Origin of the sequence: Rubritalea sp. (genome assembly GCF_039830215.1) — a bacterium.
GTDB lineage: Bacteria > Verrucomicrobiota > Verrucomicrobiia > Verrucomicrobiales > Akkermansiaceae > Rubritalea.
On sequence record NZ_JBDOPO010000068.1, the window covers coordinates 1 to 16,006 of the forward strand.

The 16,006-nt window shown below is 47.4% G+C and carries 18 protein-coding genes; 5 read left to right on the plus strand and 13 right to left on the minus strand.

Annotated features, from left to right (window positions below):
• Window positions 1-1,851 (minus strand): thiamine pyrophosphate-dependent enzyme (locus ABGY95_RS02010; protein WP_347440008.1); only part of this gene is annotated, 1,851 nt, incomplete at its 3' end.
• Window positions 1,852-2,019: 168 nt separating this feature from the next.
• On the opposite strand from ABGY95_RS02010, the gene ABGY95_RS02015 reads away from it, so the two are divergent.
• Window positions 2,020-2,952, plus strand: coding sequence for an ABC transporter ATP-binding protein (locus ABGY95_RS02015; RefSeq protein WP_347440009.1), 933 nt, complete (start codon window positions 2,020-2,022; stop codon window positions 2,950-2,952).
• A gap of 9 nt (window positions 2,953-2,961) precedes the next feature.
• Here the strand turns inward: ABGY95_RS02015 and lpxD are convergent, their stop codons facing one another.
• Window positions 2,962-3,993, minus strand: coding sequence for a UDP-3-O-(3-hydroxymyristoyl)glucosamine N-acyltransferase (gene lpxD / locus ABGY95_RS02020; RefSeq protein ID WP_347440010.1), 1,032 nt, complete (start codon window positions 3,991-3,993; stop codon window positions 2,962-2,964).
• Between the two features lie 235 nt (window positions 3,994-4,228).
• Here lpxD and ABGY95_RS02025 point away from each other — a divergent pair, with 235 nt between their 5' ends.
• Together ABGY95_RS02025 and ABGY95_RS02030 are read left to right on the plus strand one after the other, a co-directional pair.
• Window positions 4,229-4,588, plus strand: coding sequence for an iron-sulfur cluster assembly accessory protein (locus tag ABGY95_RS02025; RefSeq protein WP_347440011.1), 360 nt, complete (start codon window positions 4,229-4,231; stop codon window positions 4,586-4,588).
• A 54-nt stretch (window positions 4,589-4,642) separates the two neighbouring features.
• The gene (locus tag ABGY95_RS02030) at window positions 4,643-4,948 is read left to right on the plus strand and encodes a hypothetical protein (protein ID WP_347440012.1); all 306 of its coding nucleotides are present in this window, start codon (window positions 4,643-4,645) and stop codon (window positions 4,946-4,948) included.
• A gap of 60 nt (window positions 4,949-5,008) precedes the next feature.
• Here the strand turns inward: ABGY95_RS02030 and ABGY95_RS02035 are convergent, their stop codons facing one another.
• Together ABGY95_RS02035 and ABGY95_RS02040 are read right to left on the minus strand one after the other, a co-directional pair.
• Window positions 5,009-5,812 (minus strand): TIGR03943 family protein, encoded by an 804-nt coding sequence (locus ABGY95_RS02035; protein ID WP_347440013.1) that lies wholly within the window; start codon window positions 5,810-5,812, stop codon window positions 5,009-5,011.
• Complete coding sequence (locus ABGY95_RS02040; protein ID WP_347440014.1) at window positions 5,813-6,949, minus strand: permease; 1,137 nt, start codon at window positions 6,947-6,949, stop codon at window positions 5,813-5,815.
• A 77-nt stretch (window positions 6,950-7,026) separates the two neighbouring features.
• Between ABGY95_RS02040 and dnaB the strand changes: the two genes are divergently transcribed.
• Window positions 7,027-8,469 (plus strand): replicative DNA helicase, encoded by a 1,443-nt coding sequence (gene dnaB / locus ABGY95_RS02045; RefSeq protein WP_347440015.1) that lies wholly within the window; start codon window positions 7,027-7,029, stop codon window positions 8,467-8,469.
• Here the strand turns inward: dnaB and ABGY95_RS02050 are convergent.
• The 9 genes from ABGY95_RS02050 to lpxI all read right to left on the minus strand — a co-directional run bounded on the left by ABGY95_RS02050 (window position 8,466) and on the right by lpxI (window position 15,202).
• The gene (locus ABGY95_RS02050; protein ID WP_347440016.1) at window positions 8,466-8,777 is read right to left on the minus strand and encodes a hypothetical protein; all 312 of its coding nucleotides are present in this window, start codon (window positions 8,775-8,777) and stop codon (window positions 8,466-8,468) included. The two genes, dnaB and ABGY95_RS02050, sit on opposite strands and share 4 nt — an antisense overlap.
• Before the next feature lie 69 nt (window positions 8,778-8,846).
• Window positions 8,847-10,436, minus strand: a complete 1,590-nt coding sequence (locus ABGY95_RS02055; protein WP_347440017.1) for a hypothetical protein — start codon at window positions 10,434-10,436, stop codon at window positions 8,847-8,849.
• A gap of 28 nt (window positions 10,437-10,464) precedes the next feature.
• Window positions 10,465-11,220 (minus strand): glycosyltransferase family 2 protein, encoded by a 756-nt coding sequence (locus ABGY95_RS02060; RefSeq protein WP_347440018.1) that lies wholly within the window; start codon window positions 11,218-11,220, stop codon window positions 10,465-10,467.
• A 52-nt stretch (window positions 11,221-11,272) separates the two neighbouring features.
• Window positions 11,273-11,791, minus strand: a complete 519-nt coding sequence (locus ABGY95_RS02065) for a GtrA family protein (protein WP_347440019.1) — start codon at window positions 11,789-11,791, stop codon at window positions 11,273-11,275.
• A gap of 69 nt (window positions 11,792-11,860) precedes the next feature.
• The gene (locus ABGY95_RS02070; RefSeq protein ID WP_347440021.1) at window positions 11,861-12,181 is read right to left on the minus strand and encodes a polymer-forming cytoskeletal protein; all 321 of its coding nucleotides are present in this window, start codon (window positions 12,179-12,181) and stop codon (window positions 11,861-11,863) included.
• Between the two features lie 67 nt (window positions 12,182-12,248).
• Complete coding sequence (locus tag ABGY95_RS02075; RefSeq protein ID WP_347440022.1) at window positions 12,249-12,647, minus strand: hypothetical protein; 399 nt, start codon at window positions 12,645-12,647, stop codon at window positions 12,249-12,251.
• A gap of 75 nt (window positions 12,648-12,722) precedes the next feature.
• Window positions 12,723-13,346 (minus strand): redox-sensing transcriptional repressor Rex, encoded by a 624-nt coding sequence (locus ABGY95_RS02080; RefSeq protein WP_347440023.1) that lies wholly within the window; start codon window positions 13,344-13,346, stop codon window positions 12,723-12,725.
• A 48-nt stretch (window positions 13,347-13,394) separates the two neighbouring features.
• Window positions 13,395-14,312: a Gfo/Idh/MocA family oxidoreductase gene (locus ABGY95_RS02085; RefSeq protein ID WP_347440024.1), complete on the minus strand. Its 918-nt coding sequence runs from the start codon at window positions 14,310-14,312 to the stop codon at window positions 13,395-13,397.
• Between the two features lie 74 nt (window positions 14,313-14,386).
• Window positions 14,387-15,202, minus strand: coding sequence for a UDP-2,3-diacylglucosamine diphosphatase LpxI (gene lpxI / locus ABGY95_RS02090; protein WP_347440025.1), 816 nt, complete (start codon window positions 15,200-15,202; stop codon window positions 14,387-14,389).
• 49 nt (window positions 15,203-15,251) lie between these two features.
• Between lpxI and ABGY95_RS02095 the strand changes: the two genes are divergently transcribed.
• Entirely contained in the window at window positions 15,252-15,374 is a 123-nt protein-coding gene (locus ABGY95_RS02095) for a hypothetical protein (RefSeq protein ID WP_347440026.1), read from the plus strand.
• The last annotated feature ends 632 nt before the right edge of the window (window positions 15,375-16,006 follow it).

The following is a 16,006-nucleotide window of genomic DNA, read 5'->3' on the forward strand; positions in this document are numbered from 1 at the left end:
TCGGCGACAATCTTGACCAGAAAGGCGCACTGGGTGGCCTTCCATGAGAAGTCCACCCCATGCAAGTGATTCTGCAAATGCCCAATCAATCCCCTCACCACTCTGAAGTGCCTCAGCACGACGCGGGACAAATCGCTTAGCCAATGTTGGGTGGAGATTGAACTCAGCAGGAACATTAGTGAGTGTGTTACCTATGTGCTTGAGTGTGTCTAACTTCAGACCAGTATTTACTGGTGCGTGCGAGTAAGGGGCTTGCGCCTCAGCTGTTGAGCCGGAAAACTTAGAGCGATCGCCTTCTTTCTCAATGGCTCGCATCACCTGGTAGCCTTCCTCAAGACCATTCCAGATATTCTCCTGCACTGCGTCAGCTTGAGCCTGAGTGAGCTCACCTGCTGCAACGAGTTTAGCCTTGTAGGACTGACCGAGAGTCTTGCGCTTAGCAATCTTGCCGTAAATGTGTGGAGCTGTGAATGCGGCCTGATCAGTCTCGTTGTGACCTTGGCGACGGTAACAATACATATCGATCACGATATCACGACCAAACTTCTGGCGGAATTCGAGAGCGAAGAGTGCCGCCCAAACGAGCTCCTGTGGATCTTCGCCATTTACGTGAAGGATTGGAGCTTCGATCATCTTTGCCACATCAGTAGCGTAAGCAGACGAGCGAGCATCTTCAGGCATCGTAGTGAAACCGATTTGATTATTCACGATGAGGTGGATAGTACCACCAGTGCGGTAACCAGGAAGCTGTGAGAGGTTGAGAACCTCCGCAACTGAACCCTGTCCAGCAAATGCTGCATCACCGTGGATGAGAATTGGCAGAACCTGCTTACGGTCGGTCTGCACACCATCATCACCAATAATTCTCTGACGGGCGCGAGCCTTGCCTTCTGTAACTGCGTTAACAGCTTCGAGGTGGGATGGGTTTGCTGCTAGACTGAGGCGAACTTCACCGTCATCAAGCTTGCGCACCTTTTCATAACCGAGGTGGTACTTAACATCACCATCACCAGCAACGATTGCAGGAACGTAATCTGGAGTAAACTCGTAAAGAAGAGTTGTGAGTGACTTCTGCAGGAAATTACGAAGGACGTTGAGACGACCACGGTGAGCCATGCCAAGTTCAATTTCTTTCACCGAGCTTGCAGGACACTTCTCAAGGATAGTATTGAGAAGAACCATGAGCCCCTCTCCACCCTCAAGTGAGAAACGCTTCTCACCGAGGAATTTCTTGCCAATGAATGACTCAAACAACTCGGACTCAAGAATCCATCCGAGAATTTTCTCATATGAATGACTCTGTGAGTGGCGTTCTTCAAAACGGTGCTCAATCTTACGGCGGATCCAGTTGCGCACATCAGTGTTGTGAATGTGCATGAACTCGAAGCCGATCTTACTAGAATAACATTCTTCTAGCGCCTGAATCATCTCGCCAAGCTTCATCTTCTTGCCTGAACGGAAAAACTGCGTGGACGCTTCAAGCTGGAGGTCGGCTTCAGTAATTCCAAACTGGCTCAATTCAAGACGCGGATTACGTCGGACTTCGTCGTGTAGTGGGTTAATCTGAGCCTGCGTGTGACCAAGCGTACGGTAGTTATAAACCAAGCTAACGCACTTACCACGAAAATTTAAATTATGTTCATCCGCTGATGGGCTATCTGCTGGCACTGCTGCCGCACCAGTCTTAGCTACACCAGCCCCACCTTTTTCTTTCACTTGGGCCGAGCCTAGCTCGAAGCCTTCAAAAAACGATGACCAGTTTTCCTCAACAGTGCGCGGGTCGTCGCACCACTGTTCATATTTCTGGTCAAGTAGGTCTGCATTGAGTCGGGCAGAGACAGATGATTTCATTTTGGTGGATATATGGGCTGTAAACTTGTCCGTGTGCAGCATTTAATGCTTGGTCATCACGGAAGATGACTTTACTTAGAAGTCCAACACGCAAGAGTCAATCGCGCATCTGATATTTTCGTCGCAAATTTGACGATTTATTCATTATCTCTATTAATTCGCCTCATTATGATCGAAGTTCAAAACCTCACAAAGCGCTACGGCCGTTTTACCGCAGTAAATAATTTAAGCTTTGAAGTCGGTAATGGGCAGGTTGTTGGCTTCCTCGGGCCAAACGGAGCCGGCAAAACCACTACCTTAAGAATGCTTACTGGCTTCCTTCCCCCCAGTTCCGGAAAAGCTAAAATCAACGGCTTCGATGTATTCAAAGACTCTATCCAAGCACGACGCTCCATAGGTTACATGCCTGAGAACGTCCCGCTCTATGACGATGTTAGAGTTAAGGAATATTTAAGTTTTCGCGCACACCTCAAAGGACTTCGTGGTCGTGACGCTCGGAACCATATTGGTGAAGCTCTCGAGATGTGTGGTCTGCAGCACATGCGACGCAGGATGATCAAAACTCTTTCTAAAGGATACCGCCAACGCGTGGGACTTGCTGATGCACTTGTAAACCAGCCTCCATTGCTTATATTAGATGAGCCAACAAACGGTTTGGATCCGAATCAAATTAGGTCGATCCGTAAGCTCATCAAACGACTCGGTGAGAAGCACACTATCCTCGTCTCCACTCACATACTCAGCGAAGTAGAAATGATCGCTGATCACGTAGTGATTGTGGATTCAGGTCAAATCAAAGCAGCAGACACTCCTGAAAACCTCATTCGTAATATGCGCACAGCTGGGCATATCGAGCTAGAAGTCAGCGGTGACGCAGCCATCATTCAAGCCGCCATAGAGCGCGTGGATAACGTAAAAAAGGTGATAGCCAACCCAACAGCCTCCGATTGGTTAAACTTCACGATACTCTGCGATTCAGGAACTGACTCACGAGAGAAAGTGGCTCGACTTGCTAATCAATATGGTTGGCCGGTGCGCTCATTGCACCGACATAAATCCACATTGGAAGAGGTCTTCGTGGAGCTCACACGACAAGACTAACGCTGCTGATTAATCAGCCTCGCTCAAACTCTTTTTTAGATCCTTAAAGTCCTTAAGTAACTTTGGTAAGCGTGCCAAGGATGCCAACTTCTTTTGCTCCTCCTTTAGTGGTCTAGCAGGCATACCCATGTACATTTTACCGCCTTCAAGATTTTTGGCTGCACCCGTGCGGCCCAATAAAACTGCTTGATCGCCCACTTTTATGTGTCCAGCCACTCCAGCCTGAGCAGCAATAGTCACATAATCCCCGAGTTCACAGCTACCAGCTAAACCTGTCTGCGCCACCACCAGGCAGTGCTTACCAATTATGACATTGTGAGCAACTTGCACCTGATTATCGATCTTGGTTCCCTCGCCAATAGTTGTTTTACCAAAGCGCGCACGATCAATGGTAGTACTCGATCCAATTTCAACATCATCCTCAAGCACGACGATACCCACTTGATCCACCTTCGTATGGCGGCCATCAACCAATTCGTAACCATACCCATCAGAGCCAATCACACAACTAGGCTGCAGAATAACACGATCCCCTAGCTCACAAAATTCACGCACGACAACATTTGAGTGTAGGACACAATTCTCCCCTATAATCACACCTTCTCCAAGAGATACATTACTGTTGATTTCGGTGCCATCACCAATACGAGAGCCACTCTCGACAACTGCACCAGCCTTAATCGAAACTTTATCAGCATTAAATACTACGTCATTCGCAACCCAAGCCGCAGGATGAACACCGGGTTTAAATACTCTTTGTTTCGAAGCCAACTTTTTGACAATCAGTCCGAAAGCGTAACTAGGGTTTTCAACCTCAATGGCCACAGAGCCTTTTGGAAACCTCTCCACAATTGTCGGCACTAAAACAAGTCCTGCGGCTGTCGCTAAGTAATCCGCGTAATATTTCTCGTTACCTAGAAATGACACATCATCCACACCAGCTTCCTTGAGTGATGCTAATCCACTGAAGCTGTCTGCTCTCCCTTCATTAACGATCTTTCCCCCCGTTAGTTCAATAATTTCTTCCAATGTTAGTTGCACATAAGTAGGATGCACACTCTCTCGAAGATGTCAGCCACAGTTTACAAGACTTGCAGATTTATGACTGCTTGGCTGCAGATCACAAAGATCAGACATCATTTATACTTCGTAGTAAGCACTTAGCTTCTTGCGTTCAAGCTGGGGTCTTATTCATTTATGAATGAGCCGCTAGGGTTTTATTGTCGAAACAGTTTTTTCAGCTTCAAAAACCACCCAGTAACTGCATATTCAAAGCATGCCAGCAGTCAACTACAAGGTCGGTAACGAAAAGCTCATCAAAATTCTTGAAGGTGCATCGAGCCACTTATGTCAACTCCTAGAAAAACAAGGCAGATCAGACGGAGCTCTACGCATTGCCGTGGTTGGCGGCGGTTGCTCAGGGCTGCAGTATAAAATGGATTTAGTAGACGGCCCGCGAGACCGAGACATCCTAATACCGAGCAACTCGGTCAATGTCGTCATCGACCCCAAAAGCGCGCTTTTTGTAGCTGGTAGTGAATTAGACTACTCCGATGACCTTCAACAAGGCGGCTTTAAAGTCACCAATCCAAATGCACAAGTCACCTGCTCATGCGGCGAGAGTTTTGCAGCCTAGCGAGTTTTTAACTCGCACCAATCACATCAATTTAATAAACACAATCCCAACATCATGAAGTCAATTTACCTTATTCTCAGTAGCGTATCGCTCCTCACATTAGCTTCTTGCTCAAACTCAAGTCCGACGGATAGCGACTTGAACCCAGTGATTGCTGACAAGAACTACCCTTCCGCCTTCCAATACAAAACGAGCAAGAACCAGGTCATCAGCCCCTACAGACCTTACAATGTGATCGATGTGAAAGGCATGAAGCCTGGCCATCTCTCAAGAGACCCTTCCACTGCAAAAAAAGACAAAGCTGGCAAACCAATCCCCTCAACAGCCAAAATATTCCGCATCCCAGAATTCAAAAACTAGGAATACCGGAAGCTCAGCCCAATCAACTTACTTAAAGCCACTCACTCCTGGGTGGCTTTTTTATTTATAGATGTCACCACCTTCTGGCGCCGGAATTGGCTCGATTCGCTTCACCTTCATCACTGGATAAGTAACACCCTCAATATGCTCGTAGCGCATTTCACCTCCTACTTTCACCCAAGCATTTGACTCAAAATCAGGCAACTCGCCATCAAACTCAACAGACATTGGGATTGCCTTCATATCCGCAGCACAACAAGTAATAAACATCCGGTAGAGGCGCATGCGGTCACCATTAGGATTCCGGTTAGGCTCTGACCTCAGCATCGCTTCAGTCTCAAATTTTAGACCAGTAAAAACCCGCTCTAACTCAGAGTCACCAGCTGAGTAAAAGAGCTCAAGCAAATTCATCTCGTAATACCCATCAGTAGTTTTCTGCCTGGTAGTATCCAATGTTTCCTTAGTGAATGGTGGGAGGTCAGCTAGGAAACGCATGGATGCTGGATCTAGATCTTGAGCCGACTTCTTTTCTAGATGGACGTCATCCAGCTTATGCTCAGTTTTAACGAGTGAGAAAATTAGAGGGAACAAGATGATCACCAGCGCGACTACTGGATTGAGATCCGATCCCTCGTGATCATGCCCACAATCCCCTCCGTGGTGACAATCAGTCTGAACCCTAAAGTTAATCAGGTTGAATAAACCAACAACCAGACAAGCCAGTCCACCGATAAGTACAGTGAGCTGAAAATTCGGAGCCAGATAAGCATCTAAATGTTCGCTCTGGTAAAAATAGAGCATCACCCCACCCCAAGTGAGAACGCAGCACGAAAATAACGCGCGTTGTAGATATTTCCATAACATTTAAAGCACCTCCTTTCCTTGGATTGATAATTGATGGCTAACATCCTGACACCACAACATTAGGACCTCCCACTCTGCCCACGCTATACAGGTTCCCAATACTGCAACAAATAGGAACACACTGAACAGAAACAAGAACTTCCCGCGCATCACCGTCTGATATAGGAAAATCAACTTCACGTCGAGCATGGGACCAAAAACCATGAATGCCATTTTTGCAGCGTAGTTAAACGAGCCAAGAGAGGCAGCAAGAAATGCGTCCGATGTGCTACAAACACTCAACACAAAAGCCAACACCATCAACATCGCTGTTCCCTTAAATGAGTCTGATGCGTAGATAGAAATGCTATCGTGATAATCCACCTGCAGAATATTGAACATCGCCGTCAAACACACACCAATCGTGAAATAGACAGCAACATCGACGAAGTCCTTCATGCCCGACCGCATCGCAGCAACAACCCGATGCGATGACTCGCTACCGTTAGATGAATGCGAATGCGAGCAAGAATGAGAAGCATCCCCATCGTGGTGCGACGAGCAACACTGATCACTCTGCTCGTGATGATAATTCGCACAAGAATCTTTTGATGACCTAGAGCTTTTCACTGTCGCCAGCAGAGTCTTACGTATCACCTTTTCTACAGGGACTAACATCAAGACCAGACCAACAACCACGGCTATTAAATACCCGATACCGATACGGGACATAGTGATGTAGAGCGCCTGCTGCTCATTGAATGCACTCCATGTACTTAGAATCGTGATGGGATTAACAATGGGAGCGGCGAGCATATAAGTGAAGGCGCATGAAACCGGCAACCCCTTTGCCACAAGCCTACGAATAACAGGCACTACAGCGCACTCACACACCGGAATTATGATACCCAGTAAGCCGCAGAGTAGCACTGCTGGAACTTTCCGCTTTGGTAAAAAACGCTCAAATGCTCCAGAAGGCATATAGACATCAATGAAGCCACTTACCATTGTGCCCAGCAAAATAAAGGGCGCTCCCTCGATAAGTAGGCTCAGAAAGAAATAAGCAAAGGTGCTTTGAGAAATAGATTCCATGTAATAGTACGCACAAGAACTAGAGTGAGAATCATCATCCGTCAACCCACCGAAAAGAAATTCCATGTAAAATAAACACACCTCAAATTTGAGGCTAATTACTGATTGCATCTGCTAAATATTCAACTCACATTGCGATCCACATGGCGACGCAAGCAACTAACAAATTTACTCCAAAAGACGGACCTGAACTACAAAAAGGACCTGAGGCTATCGCCGAGGAAGAATTTGCCCAGCGCTCACTCCCGAATGCCCTAGGTCCGGAGAAATCCTTGCTTTCCTCCATGCTTCAGGACCCTTCCGAATATGTCATGCGCTCGGAAGAATTAGGACTCACTCCCGAGCATTTTTACCACCCTTCACACCAGACGCTCCACCGAGTGATTAAAGATCTGTCCGAAGGGAGTAATGCGGTCGAGCTCGTCTCACTGACGCAGACCCTGATGGACCGAGGAGTCCTCGAAAGCATTGGTGGTCCATCGGCCTTGACCGAGATTTACACATACGCACCAACTGCCGCGCATTTCGACCACCACCTGACCATCGTTAAGGATAAATACATCCTTCGAAATATTATCTCATCCTGTACAGAGGCAATCACCCGCTCCTTTGAAGATCAAGAGGAGGTCGCGGGACTACTCGATGAAGTGGAGCAAAAGATTTTTGCCATCCGAGAAGGCGCTGACATTGAGCAAGCACCAACAGTCAAAGAAGACGTCCGAAAGGTCATCGAGAGCTTTGAGAAATTCCTCGCCGGTGGTGGTGCCCCAATGGGCCTCAAGTCTGGCTACAGCCAACTCGATACCATGTGTAATGGCTTGAAGGCTGGTGAGATGTTCGTCATCGCTGCCAGACCTTCAATGGGTAAGACGTCCTTTGTAATGAACATCCTCGAGCACGTTTGCCTAGATGCAAAGATGCCATCCATGTTCTTCTCCTGCGAGATGACCTCTGAGCAAATTGTCCAACGCCTACTCTTTGCCCGCGCTCGCTACGCCATCACCAACCTTCGTAATGGATTCATTCCCACCAAGGCTGAATTGGTGAAAATTAAGAATGCCGCCACTGAAATTGCAGAGTCAAAACTATTCATCGATGACACTGCCGGCATCTCAATCTCGGAATTGCGGGCCAAAGCACGACGCAAGAAGAAGGAAGAAGATATCCAAATCATTGCGATTGATTACCTCCAACTCATGCGCTCTACCTCGAAACAAGCACAGAGCTCCCGTGAACGTGAGATTGCAGAAATCTCATCAGGGCTGAAAGCTCTAGCTAAAGAACTCAGCATCCCTATCATCGTACTAGCGCAGCTCAACCGTGGTCCAGAAAGCCGTACTGGTGGTTCACCACGCATGTCGGATCTCCGTGAATCTGGATCTATTGAGCAGGACGCCGACATGGTGGGACTCCTCTTCCGTACCGCTTACTACGCAGACAGCCAAGAAGAGCGTGATGAAAAAGATGGTGAGGCTGAACTCAACTTGGCCAAAAACCGTAATGGGCCTACGGGCTCAATCCCACTAACATTCATCAAAGAGCTAATGCGCTTTGAGAATAGTTCGAAGGAAATGGAACCGAGTTAGTGATCTTTCTCTCTCCACGGGTGGAGAATGTGGTGCTTACCGTGAAAATCTTCTAGATGGTAAGCACTAGCAGCAATTGCCGCCATATACATCAGCGGTATGACTAGCAGCGCCAACCCAAAGGTAGCAAGTGAGAGCCACGCCGTGATAAATAACATCAGCAGATTTCCTCCAATGAGAATCCCTAACCCGGACACATAGTGATGTTTGTATAAGTGTCCACAGCCAGGGATAACGCTGAGAATTGCTGCGATCTTATTTCGGTCAGCATGTGACCACGCCTCCTGAATTTCATAGAGTGTATTCATGTGCATATCGTTGACTTTTATTGATTACCATAACACACATAACCTTCAGAATCGAGATCAAACAACCTACTAATCGTAGGCCTTATCGTATTTATCGGATTCACCCAACTCAGAATATTCCTTGTCAAGCTTATCGATCGCGCTAACCTTTTCGAAAATAATCACAGCGTATTGATCCCTCGCTAGCTCTCCATCACCAGGGTAATCTAGCTTCCAGCTTTTGACCTCTTTCCAATCTTGGCTCTCATGGAACGAGCTATATTTGATACGATTTTCATGATCGCAGTAGAGCCGGTCCCAAAGGAAAACGGTACCCACTGACATTCTATGAAGAGGCGCGTTTTCTATTTTCTCACGCTCTTTTGTCATCAAATACTCCTGAGTAAAATTGTGCGTCACATGCTTTGCTATGATTACAGTCCCCTTTGGGTAATGATTTAATGCCCATTCTGAGGCTTCAGTGATTTTATCATTCAGCTCTCCTTTTCTCATTGGTTTCGCTATGAGTCCGAAATCTGTCTGCGCATCGCCATGCTGAATACCAGCCCAATTCTGATAACAAACTTGATGGTGAGCCATATTAAGCCCTTGAAACACAACCAAACCAGATAGAGCTGCCACCGAAATTTTACGCCATAACGCCCTGTCGTTACCATAGATCAGAGACAAACCCTCGGCCGAAATAAGTGCAACAAAGGGCGCCATAGGCATGATGAAGTGGTAGTACCCACCTGAGGCAAATGCCCCTTTCCAAAAAATCAACGAGTGTATGATAAAATATACCGGATAAGTCACAAGAAGAATACTCCAAGCACCGAGCCTTTTGCGGATATTGTAAAAACCCACAATAAACAGCAGCAATGATACCGCTCCAACCCCTTGCGCTAGCAGTGGAAAATAATGGTAAATCGTGCCGCTACCATACATCGTCGTTGGCTCAGATTCGAAATAGACCGAAAATGGGAATGAGTCATTGAGCAAGTAGGCTGCCAAATTATACAATAGGATCGCGGAAACTGTGCCTAGGCCATACAGCGCATCGCGCCCAATTTTCGGCACCAGCGTCTTAACCTCCGCATCCCCCTTAACAACCAACACACACTGTCGCCCAAATCCACCATCACTAAAGGTCAACCATAGACCCCAAGCTGCTGTAAGAAGAATCCCCTCATGCCTAATGAGCGATAAGTACCCAAAACAAAATCCAGCCAGATGCAAACGCTTGGTGAGCGCCAACCAAACACCCAAAATCCAAAACAACATCAATGGAGTCTGCGTCAGAACTGGGTAACTCAACTCAGGGAACCAGGACTGGAAGATCAGCATCATCGGCACAGCCCACAACGCGCGCACATTTAAAATACGTCCCACCTTGAAGGTCACCCCCACCGACAACATAGCCAGAGCTAAGGTAAAGATACGCGTGGCTGTGAAACCAAATGGCGCCGCTAGACAATGGAGTAAATTGCGACCAGGCCGCGTCCAGTGGTTGAAAAGTTGATCGGAATTCTCCCAGACACTTTTCGAGAATAGGTAATGGCTAATTTCATCATCTAGCCCCCAGCCAGTGCTTGCTAGCAGACGGTAAAGTATCCATGCCACACCCACTAGGGTGCTCAACCACATGAGCCAACGTTCTTGCTTTGTGAGGGGGGTCATCTGTGCCTTGTTCTACTGATGAAATGAACTACTCGTCATCCGAGCCAGATTTAATCACCATCGGGTTCTCATTGCGCCTCAAAAGCCCATATTTGAATATACAGTAAATGGCACGCACCCCATCTTTCCAACCGATGTGCTTCCCTTCATCGAAGGATCTCGGATAATATGACACAGCAACCTCCATCACGCGCAATTTGCGACGCGCTATCTTAGCTGTCACCTCAGGCTCAAACCCAAAACGGTTTTCTTCAATCGCAATATTCTGGATAACTTCGCGGCGAAACGCTTTATAGCAAGTCTCCATGTCAGTCACATAGAGGTCGGTCACCATGTTTGACAATGTGGTAAGAAAACGGTTGCCCATTGTGTGCCAGAATCGGAGTACTCGACGTGGATTGTCACGTAAGTAACGCGAACCATAACAAACATCACAATCTCCATCAATCAATGGTTGCACAACCAACGGGAATTCATTGGGGTCATATTCCAGGTCTGCATCCTGCACGATCACAAACGGCAAAGTAGCCCCTTGGAAACCAGTGCGTAAAGCTGCACCCTTCCCACGGTTCACCTCGTGCCGCAGCAAGCGAACCTTATTGTTAGTATCTGCAATCGCCTGAACGATGTTAGAAGTGCGGTCGCACGAGCAGTCATCCACGACAATCACCTCACCGACCAATGAAACAGCAAGAACTGCATCAATAACCTGAGCCACAGTAGCTTCTTCGTTGTAGGCTGGGATGACCACAGTGAGTGGCTTATTAGTATCTGAAGGAATCATAAAATATGTGGATTTGGGGAAGCAGTAAACTTGAAGGCATCCTTTCACTCAATTATTGTGAAAATACCAAGAATTTTCTGGCAACAAAGTTGACTAGTGCCGAACTAACAGCAAATGCACCAGCTGCAAGCCAATTAGGATAACCGCAGTCAATCATCCAGTTCTTCCCCAACTCACCACCAAAGAAGCTGATCACGGAAATAAAGGTAAACACCCCCATCTCAGCCCAGAATCCGAACTTTCCTGAGCTAAACACCAACCAGCGATTGGTGAAATACGCGAAAAGATTAGCTGGAACAAAAGCTGTGAATAGCGCAACTCGTAGATGATTCTTGCGCTCATCGGGCAACAAATCATCCGACATGTATTCTGGTGCATACCAGTGGAACATAGCCACCACCATCACCAGCACTAGTGACGAGAGAACTCCACAAACCCCATATTTGAAAAACTGAGCCCAAAGAGGACCATCCGTTTGCATAAGCTCATCGAAAATAACTTTGGGGTGCAATGGGATCTCCCCAAACACAGGAACGATAATCGATGCTGTGTATTTTCTCGGCGTGCTCATCTGGATACAAAAAACGTCGCTAGCAAAAAAATGTTAGCGACGTTCTTGAAATTTGGTCATTCGGAGGAACTATCCACCGATGTCAGTGCGTCCACAAAGTACTGCACCTTCTTCAGTGCTGAGCATCTTCGTTGTAATGTCACCTTTGAGCTCTGAGCTAGACTTTAGCTCGCAACGCTCAGATTTGATAGTGCCGTCTACTTTTCCGTAAAGTTTCACTTCACCAGCTTTGATATCGCCCTTGATTCTTGCGTTCTCTCCAATAGTAACCTTACCCTTTTCAGAAGTAATTTCTCCATCGATCTTACCGTCGATGATCATATCGTTAGAAAACTTGATCGAACCTGTGATTTCGATCCCACTCGCGAGAACATTCGTTGCATTTGCCATAACTACTGGGAAGTCACCACAAATTGGCAACGAGAGCAATTTAATAGTTCTAAATAAATTACCACACCTAATCTTCCTCCTCATTGAGCGCGAATTCAGCCCACTCAACAGCATCATTGAGCGCTGGAACAGCATCCTCTAAAAGAGCATCAAGATCTGGCTCATCAGTAGCGTAGCGGAAGGCAAGCAATGGTCCCCCGTGCTCGATCGTTGGCTCCTCCTCGCCAATTGTGCTCTCACGAGCAAAGTACCAATCGAGTATACCCTCTTTAGTGTTTGGGTTCCAATGCGCAATCAGTTCGATTGTAGCCATGGGGTCCTCTTCACCAGCTTCACGCTGCGCATCAATATCTTCATCGTCGCAGTCAATTCCGCCAACTATTTCAAGCTGCGTGCTGTCTGGGTGCTCTCCAAGAAGCTCTTCAATGACTGAGTATTCCTCACTTGCTTTTTCGATGATTATCATAAGATCTCGAACCATGCCTCATAAGTAATAGGCTGCAAGCCTGATTTCGTGAAAACAATCGAGCACACCCAATCTCTATTGATCGATAAAGAAACTCAAGTTCTCCAACTCCATCGCCAAATCAACACGGGTAACAACCACATATTCTGGAGTCTGTAGAATCGTTGGGGAGAAATTCAAAATCCCCTGCACACCAGCCTCTACAAGCGTGTTTGCTACCTCTTGCCCAAACTCTGCGGGAACACAGAGAATAGCCATCCGCACCTTGTTCGCTTTGATGAATTCTGTCAGCTCACTATCTGGGTGCACAGGCACTGGCACACGGGCAGTATCAATGCTCTCGGGATATTTATCAAAGGCAGCCAAGACATCGAAACCTTCCTTTAGGAAACCTTCATAGCGCAGCAAAGCGCGCCCTAAGTTACCAGCGCCGACCAAAATAACTGGTTGAAGGGTAGCTCGCCCGAGAACTTCACGGAATGCCCCAAGCAACACATCAACAGGGTAACCTAGCCCGCGAGTGCCAAATTGCCCAAAATATCCAATATCTTTGCGTAGCTGCGCAGGCTTCACGCCAGCAGCAGACGCAAGTGCCGACGAGCTGATAGTCTCAATCCCCTTTTCGCTCAGTCGTCTCAAACAACGACTATAGAGAGAGAGACGATAGATCGCTTTACGCGGTATTTCTACTTTATCCACAGATATAAAATATAGGAGTAATCCTAGGAGATGGCAACAGAATCTAGACTAATGTGACTGAGCTATTTTATTGGTAATCTCTAGCGCAACATCCAGAGCGGCTGCTCCATGGGTACCAGTCACCGCTGGAGTTTCCCCCTTGGACACACAATCAATAAAGTGCGCTAATTCCAGCTTCAACGGCTCATCTTTCTCGATTTCCACTTCACTCTTCTTAATTGCCATGCCTTCTTTCCAGTACATCTCGCCACTTTGTTCTTGGTAGTCGAGCGAGAGGTAGCAATCCCCCTGGAACACACGTAACTTACGCATTCTCTCTGGAGAAATACGGCTAGCCGTCACATTGGCAACACAGCCATTTTCAAATCGAATACGTGCATTCGCGATGTCTTCACGGTGAGTCAGCACATTGACCCCCACAGCATCAATGCTCGCAACTGGGCTTTTGACGAGGTGGAGAATAATTTCTAGATCGTGAATCATCACATCCAGAACCACACCAATATCCATGCTGCGATTAGGGAACGGCGAGAGGCGGTGCGCCTCGATAAATTTTGGCTCAGTCAGACGCTCCTCAAGCGAGCGCATCACAGGGTTGAATCGCTCGATATGACCAATCTGCAGAATTCGATCCTTAGCATGGGAGGTCTCGATCAATGCTCGCGCATCATCTAGGCTGTTGGCAATCGGCTTTTCCATGAGAATATCACAGCCCAATTCCATAAGCTTACAGCCGACCTCACGGTGCACCACTGTTGGGACTGCCACACTAACCGCCTGGCTAAGCTCAGCTAGTTGCTCTAGCGAAGAAACTGCAACACCACCAAATTCATCAGCAACGGCTCTCGCACGCTCAACATCTTGATCATAAATCGCTGTTAATTCCACATTCTCTAAAAGTGAATACACTCGGGCGTGGTTACGCCCCATTGATCCTGTGCCCGCTACACCTGCCTTGATTCTCATGCGTCGCTTTTATGCTACCACCACAGATCTGGCAAGGCGTTAGCTAGGCATCACTGACAAATGATGAGCCACCGCTATACTTCTAGAGCATAAATGGTGATTTGGTGCTCGTCACAAAGACGCTCCACATCTTTGCGCCCCAGCAGCAGAGTCTTTTCCGCCTCACAGGCAATCACAGCCACCCCCGCCTCACGACAAGCTTCAATGGTGAGCGCCCCGAGACAAGGCACATCAAACCTAAAATCTTGCTTAGGCTTAGACACCTTGGCCAGAGTGCAGCTCTTTCCGCGTCCAAGTTCACCACCACGTTTGATACAAGCATTTGTCCCTTCAAAGGCCTCGACAGCTAACACCGTACCATGACGCACCACCACACTTTGACCAATATCCATTCGACTGATCTCCTTGGCAGTACGGAAACCAAATTCAGCATCCTCAATCGCACGCTTCTTGAGCTTTGGGCCACAGACATGCCCCACACTTGGCAATAATTCCTCAAGGTGAGTCGTGGCATCCATCAGCTCAATACCATCTTTCTGCAACTCATCAGCAACGGCGCCAAATAAGGTCTCAGCATTGCGTTCTTTGACTTTTGCTAGCATTACTAGGGTGCGCATATCAGGCCTTAGATCAAAAAGGTTACGCGGTGCAATCTGCCCGACCATAATTGCCTGACTCACCCCTTGCTTTCGGAAAAACTTAATCACTCCCCCGAGCTGCCCTACACGAAACCACTCCATCGCCTCCACAAGACCTGCAACCTCCTCCTTTGTTTCGCTATGAAACCCTGCAACCACAAGCTTTACCCCAGGCACTTTCTTCCGCGCCGCAGCAATAAATGTCTCTGGATAAATTCCATTCCCAGCAATTATTCCAATCGTCGTCTCCATTTCCTATATACTATAAGGTTTCACAACTCATTTGCCTAGCGCCGAACCTATGCACGCGCCTAGACTCAGAGCTCTCACCTTCTTTTCGGTTCACAAGTGGATGAGCCGAAAAGAGAACACAGAGGACAAACAACTGCCAGCCTTTATTGGTACTCAGTCGCTGACTGATTAATATTATCACATAGATTCCCTCAATTAGCCGTCTAGCCCACTCTGGAATGCTAGTGGATAGACGGGCGCAGTGAAGCGTCAAGAGGCAAGTGCCCATCAACTATATCAATCCTCATACAGCTCACCATATCGTTAAATTGTCCGCGCGGCTCACATCTTGAATTATGCTTCTCGCAACAAGAATACACAGTCCAACACCACGGTTGACCCACCGCTCTTGATTACTATTTCTCACATGTCAGCTTGATCACTCAATCCAGATTACTCCAATGCAAGCTTTCGGTCTAAACTCCCAGCGACCGCTATCTTTGATAGGCCTTCTTTTACCAGGGCACCTCCGGCAACTAGCGTTGGTGGTGCTGGAAAGAATTTCAAGCAAGGCAAGGCGTGATGATTGAACGGATTCATATCCGTGAGCGAAGAACAACGAAGCCCTGCGCAGAAAGTCTTTCCAGCCCGAAGGGTGGCTATCGACAAAACGAGCTATGCTCGCAAATTTAAAGAATCAATAACTCACACACCGACAACGGGAGTTGCCGGAGGTGCCCACCATTATTGCTTGATCTTCACTTGATGAAAAAGTAACCGATGATGATATCATGAAGCACACACAATAACTTATGAGCGCCCTCG

What these genes read in the sequence shown, in the direction of transcription:
- ABGY95_RS02015 (WP_347440009.1), top strand. Translation starts at nt 2,020, where the DNA reads ATGATCGAAGTTCAAAACCTCACAAAGCGCTACGGCCGTTTTACCGCA.
- ABGY95_RS02025 (WP_347440011.1), top strand. Translation starts at nt 4,229, where the DNA reads ATGCCAGCAGTCAACTACAAGGTCGGTAACGAAAAGCTCATCAAAATT.
- ABGY95_RS02030 (WP_347440012.1), top strand. Translation starts at nt 4,643, where the DNA reads ATGAAGTCAATTTACCTTATTCTCAGTAGCGTATCGCTCCTCACATTA.
- ABGY95_RS02035 (WP_347440013.1), bottom strand. Translation starts at nt 5,812, where the DNA reads ATGTTATGGAAATATCTACAACGCGCGTTATTTTCGTGCTGCGTTCTC.
- ABGY95_RS02040 (WP_347440014.1), bottom strand. Translation starts at nt 6,949, where the DNA reads ATGGAATTTCTTTTCGGTGGGTTGACGGATGATGATTCTCACTCTAGT.
- dnaB (WP_347440015.1), top strand. Translation starts at nt 7,027, where the DNA reads ATGGCGACGCAAGCAACTAACAAATTTACTCCAAAAGACGGACCTGAA.
- ABGY95_RS02050 (WP_347440016.1), bottom strand. Translation starts at nt 8,777, where the DNA reads ATGAATACACTCTATGAAATTCAGGAGGCGTGGTCACATGCTGACCGA.
- ABGY95_RS02055 (WP_347440017.1), bottom strand. Translation starts at nt 10,436, where the DNA reads ATGACCCCCCTCACAAAGCAAGAACGTTGGCTCATGTGGTTGAGCACC.
- ABGY95_RS02060 (WP_347440018.1), bottom strand. Translation starts at nt 11,220, where the DNA reads ATGATTCCTTCAGATACTAATAAGCCACTCACTGTGGTCATCCCAGCC.
- ABGY95_RS02065 (WP_347440019.1), bottom strand. Translation starts at nt 11,791, where the DNA reads ATGAGCACGCCGAGAAAATACACAGCATCGATTATCGTTCCTGTGTTT.
- ABGY95_RS02070 (WP_347440021.1), bottom strand. Translation starts at nt 12,181, where the DNA reads ATGGCAAATGCAACGAATGTTCTCGCGAGTGGGATCGAAATCACAGGT.
- ABGY95_RS02075 (WP_347440022.1), bottom strand. Translation starts at nt 12,647, where the DNA reads ATGATAATCATCGAAAAAGCAAGTGAGGAATACTCAGTCATTGAAGAG.
- ABGY95_RS02085 (WP_347440024.1), bottom strand. Translation starts at nt 14,312, where the DNA reads ATGAGAATCAAGGCAGGTGTAGCGGGCACAGGATCAATGGGGCGTAAC.
- lpxI (WP_347440025.1), bottom strand. Translation starts at nt 15,202, where the DNA reads ATGGAGACGACGATTGGAATAATTGCTGGGAATGGAATTTATCCAGAG.
- ABGY95_RS02095 (WP_347440026.1), top strand. Translation starts at nt 15,252, where the DNA reads ATGCACGCGCCTAGACTCAGAGCTCTCACCTTCTTTTCGGTTCACAAG.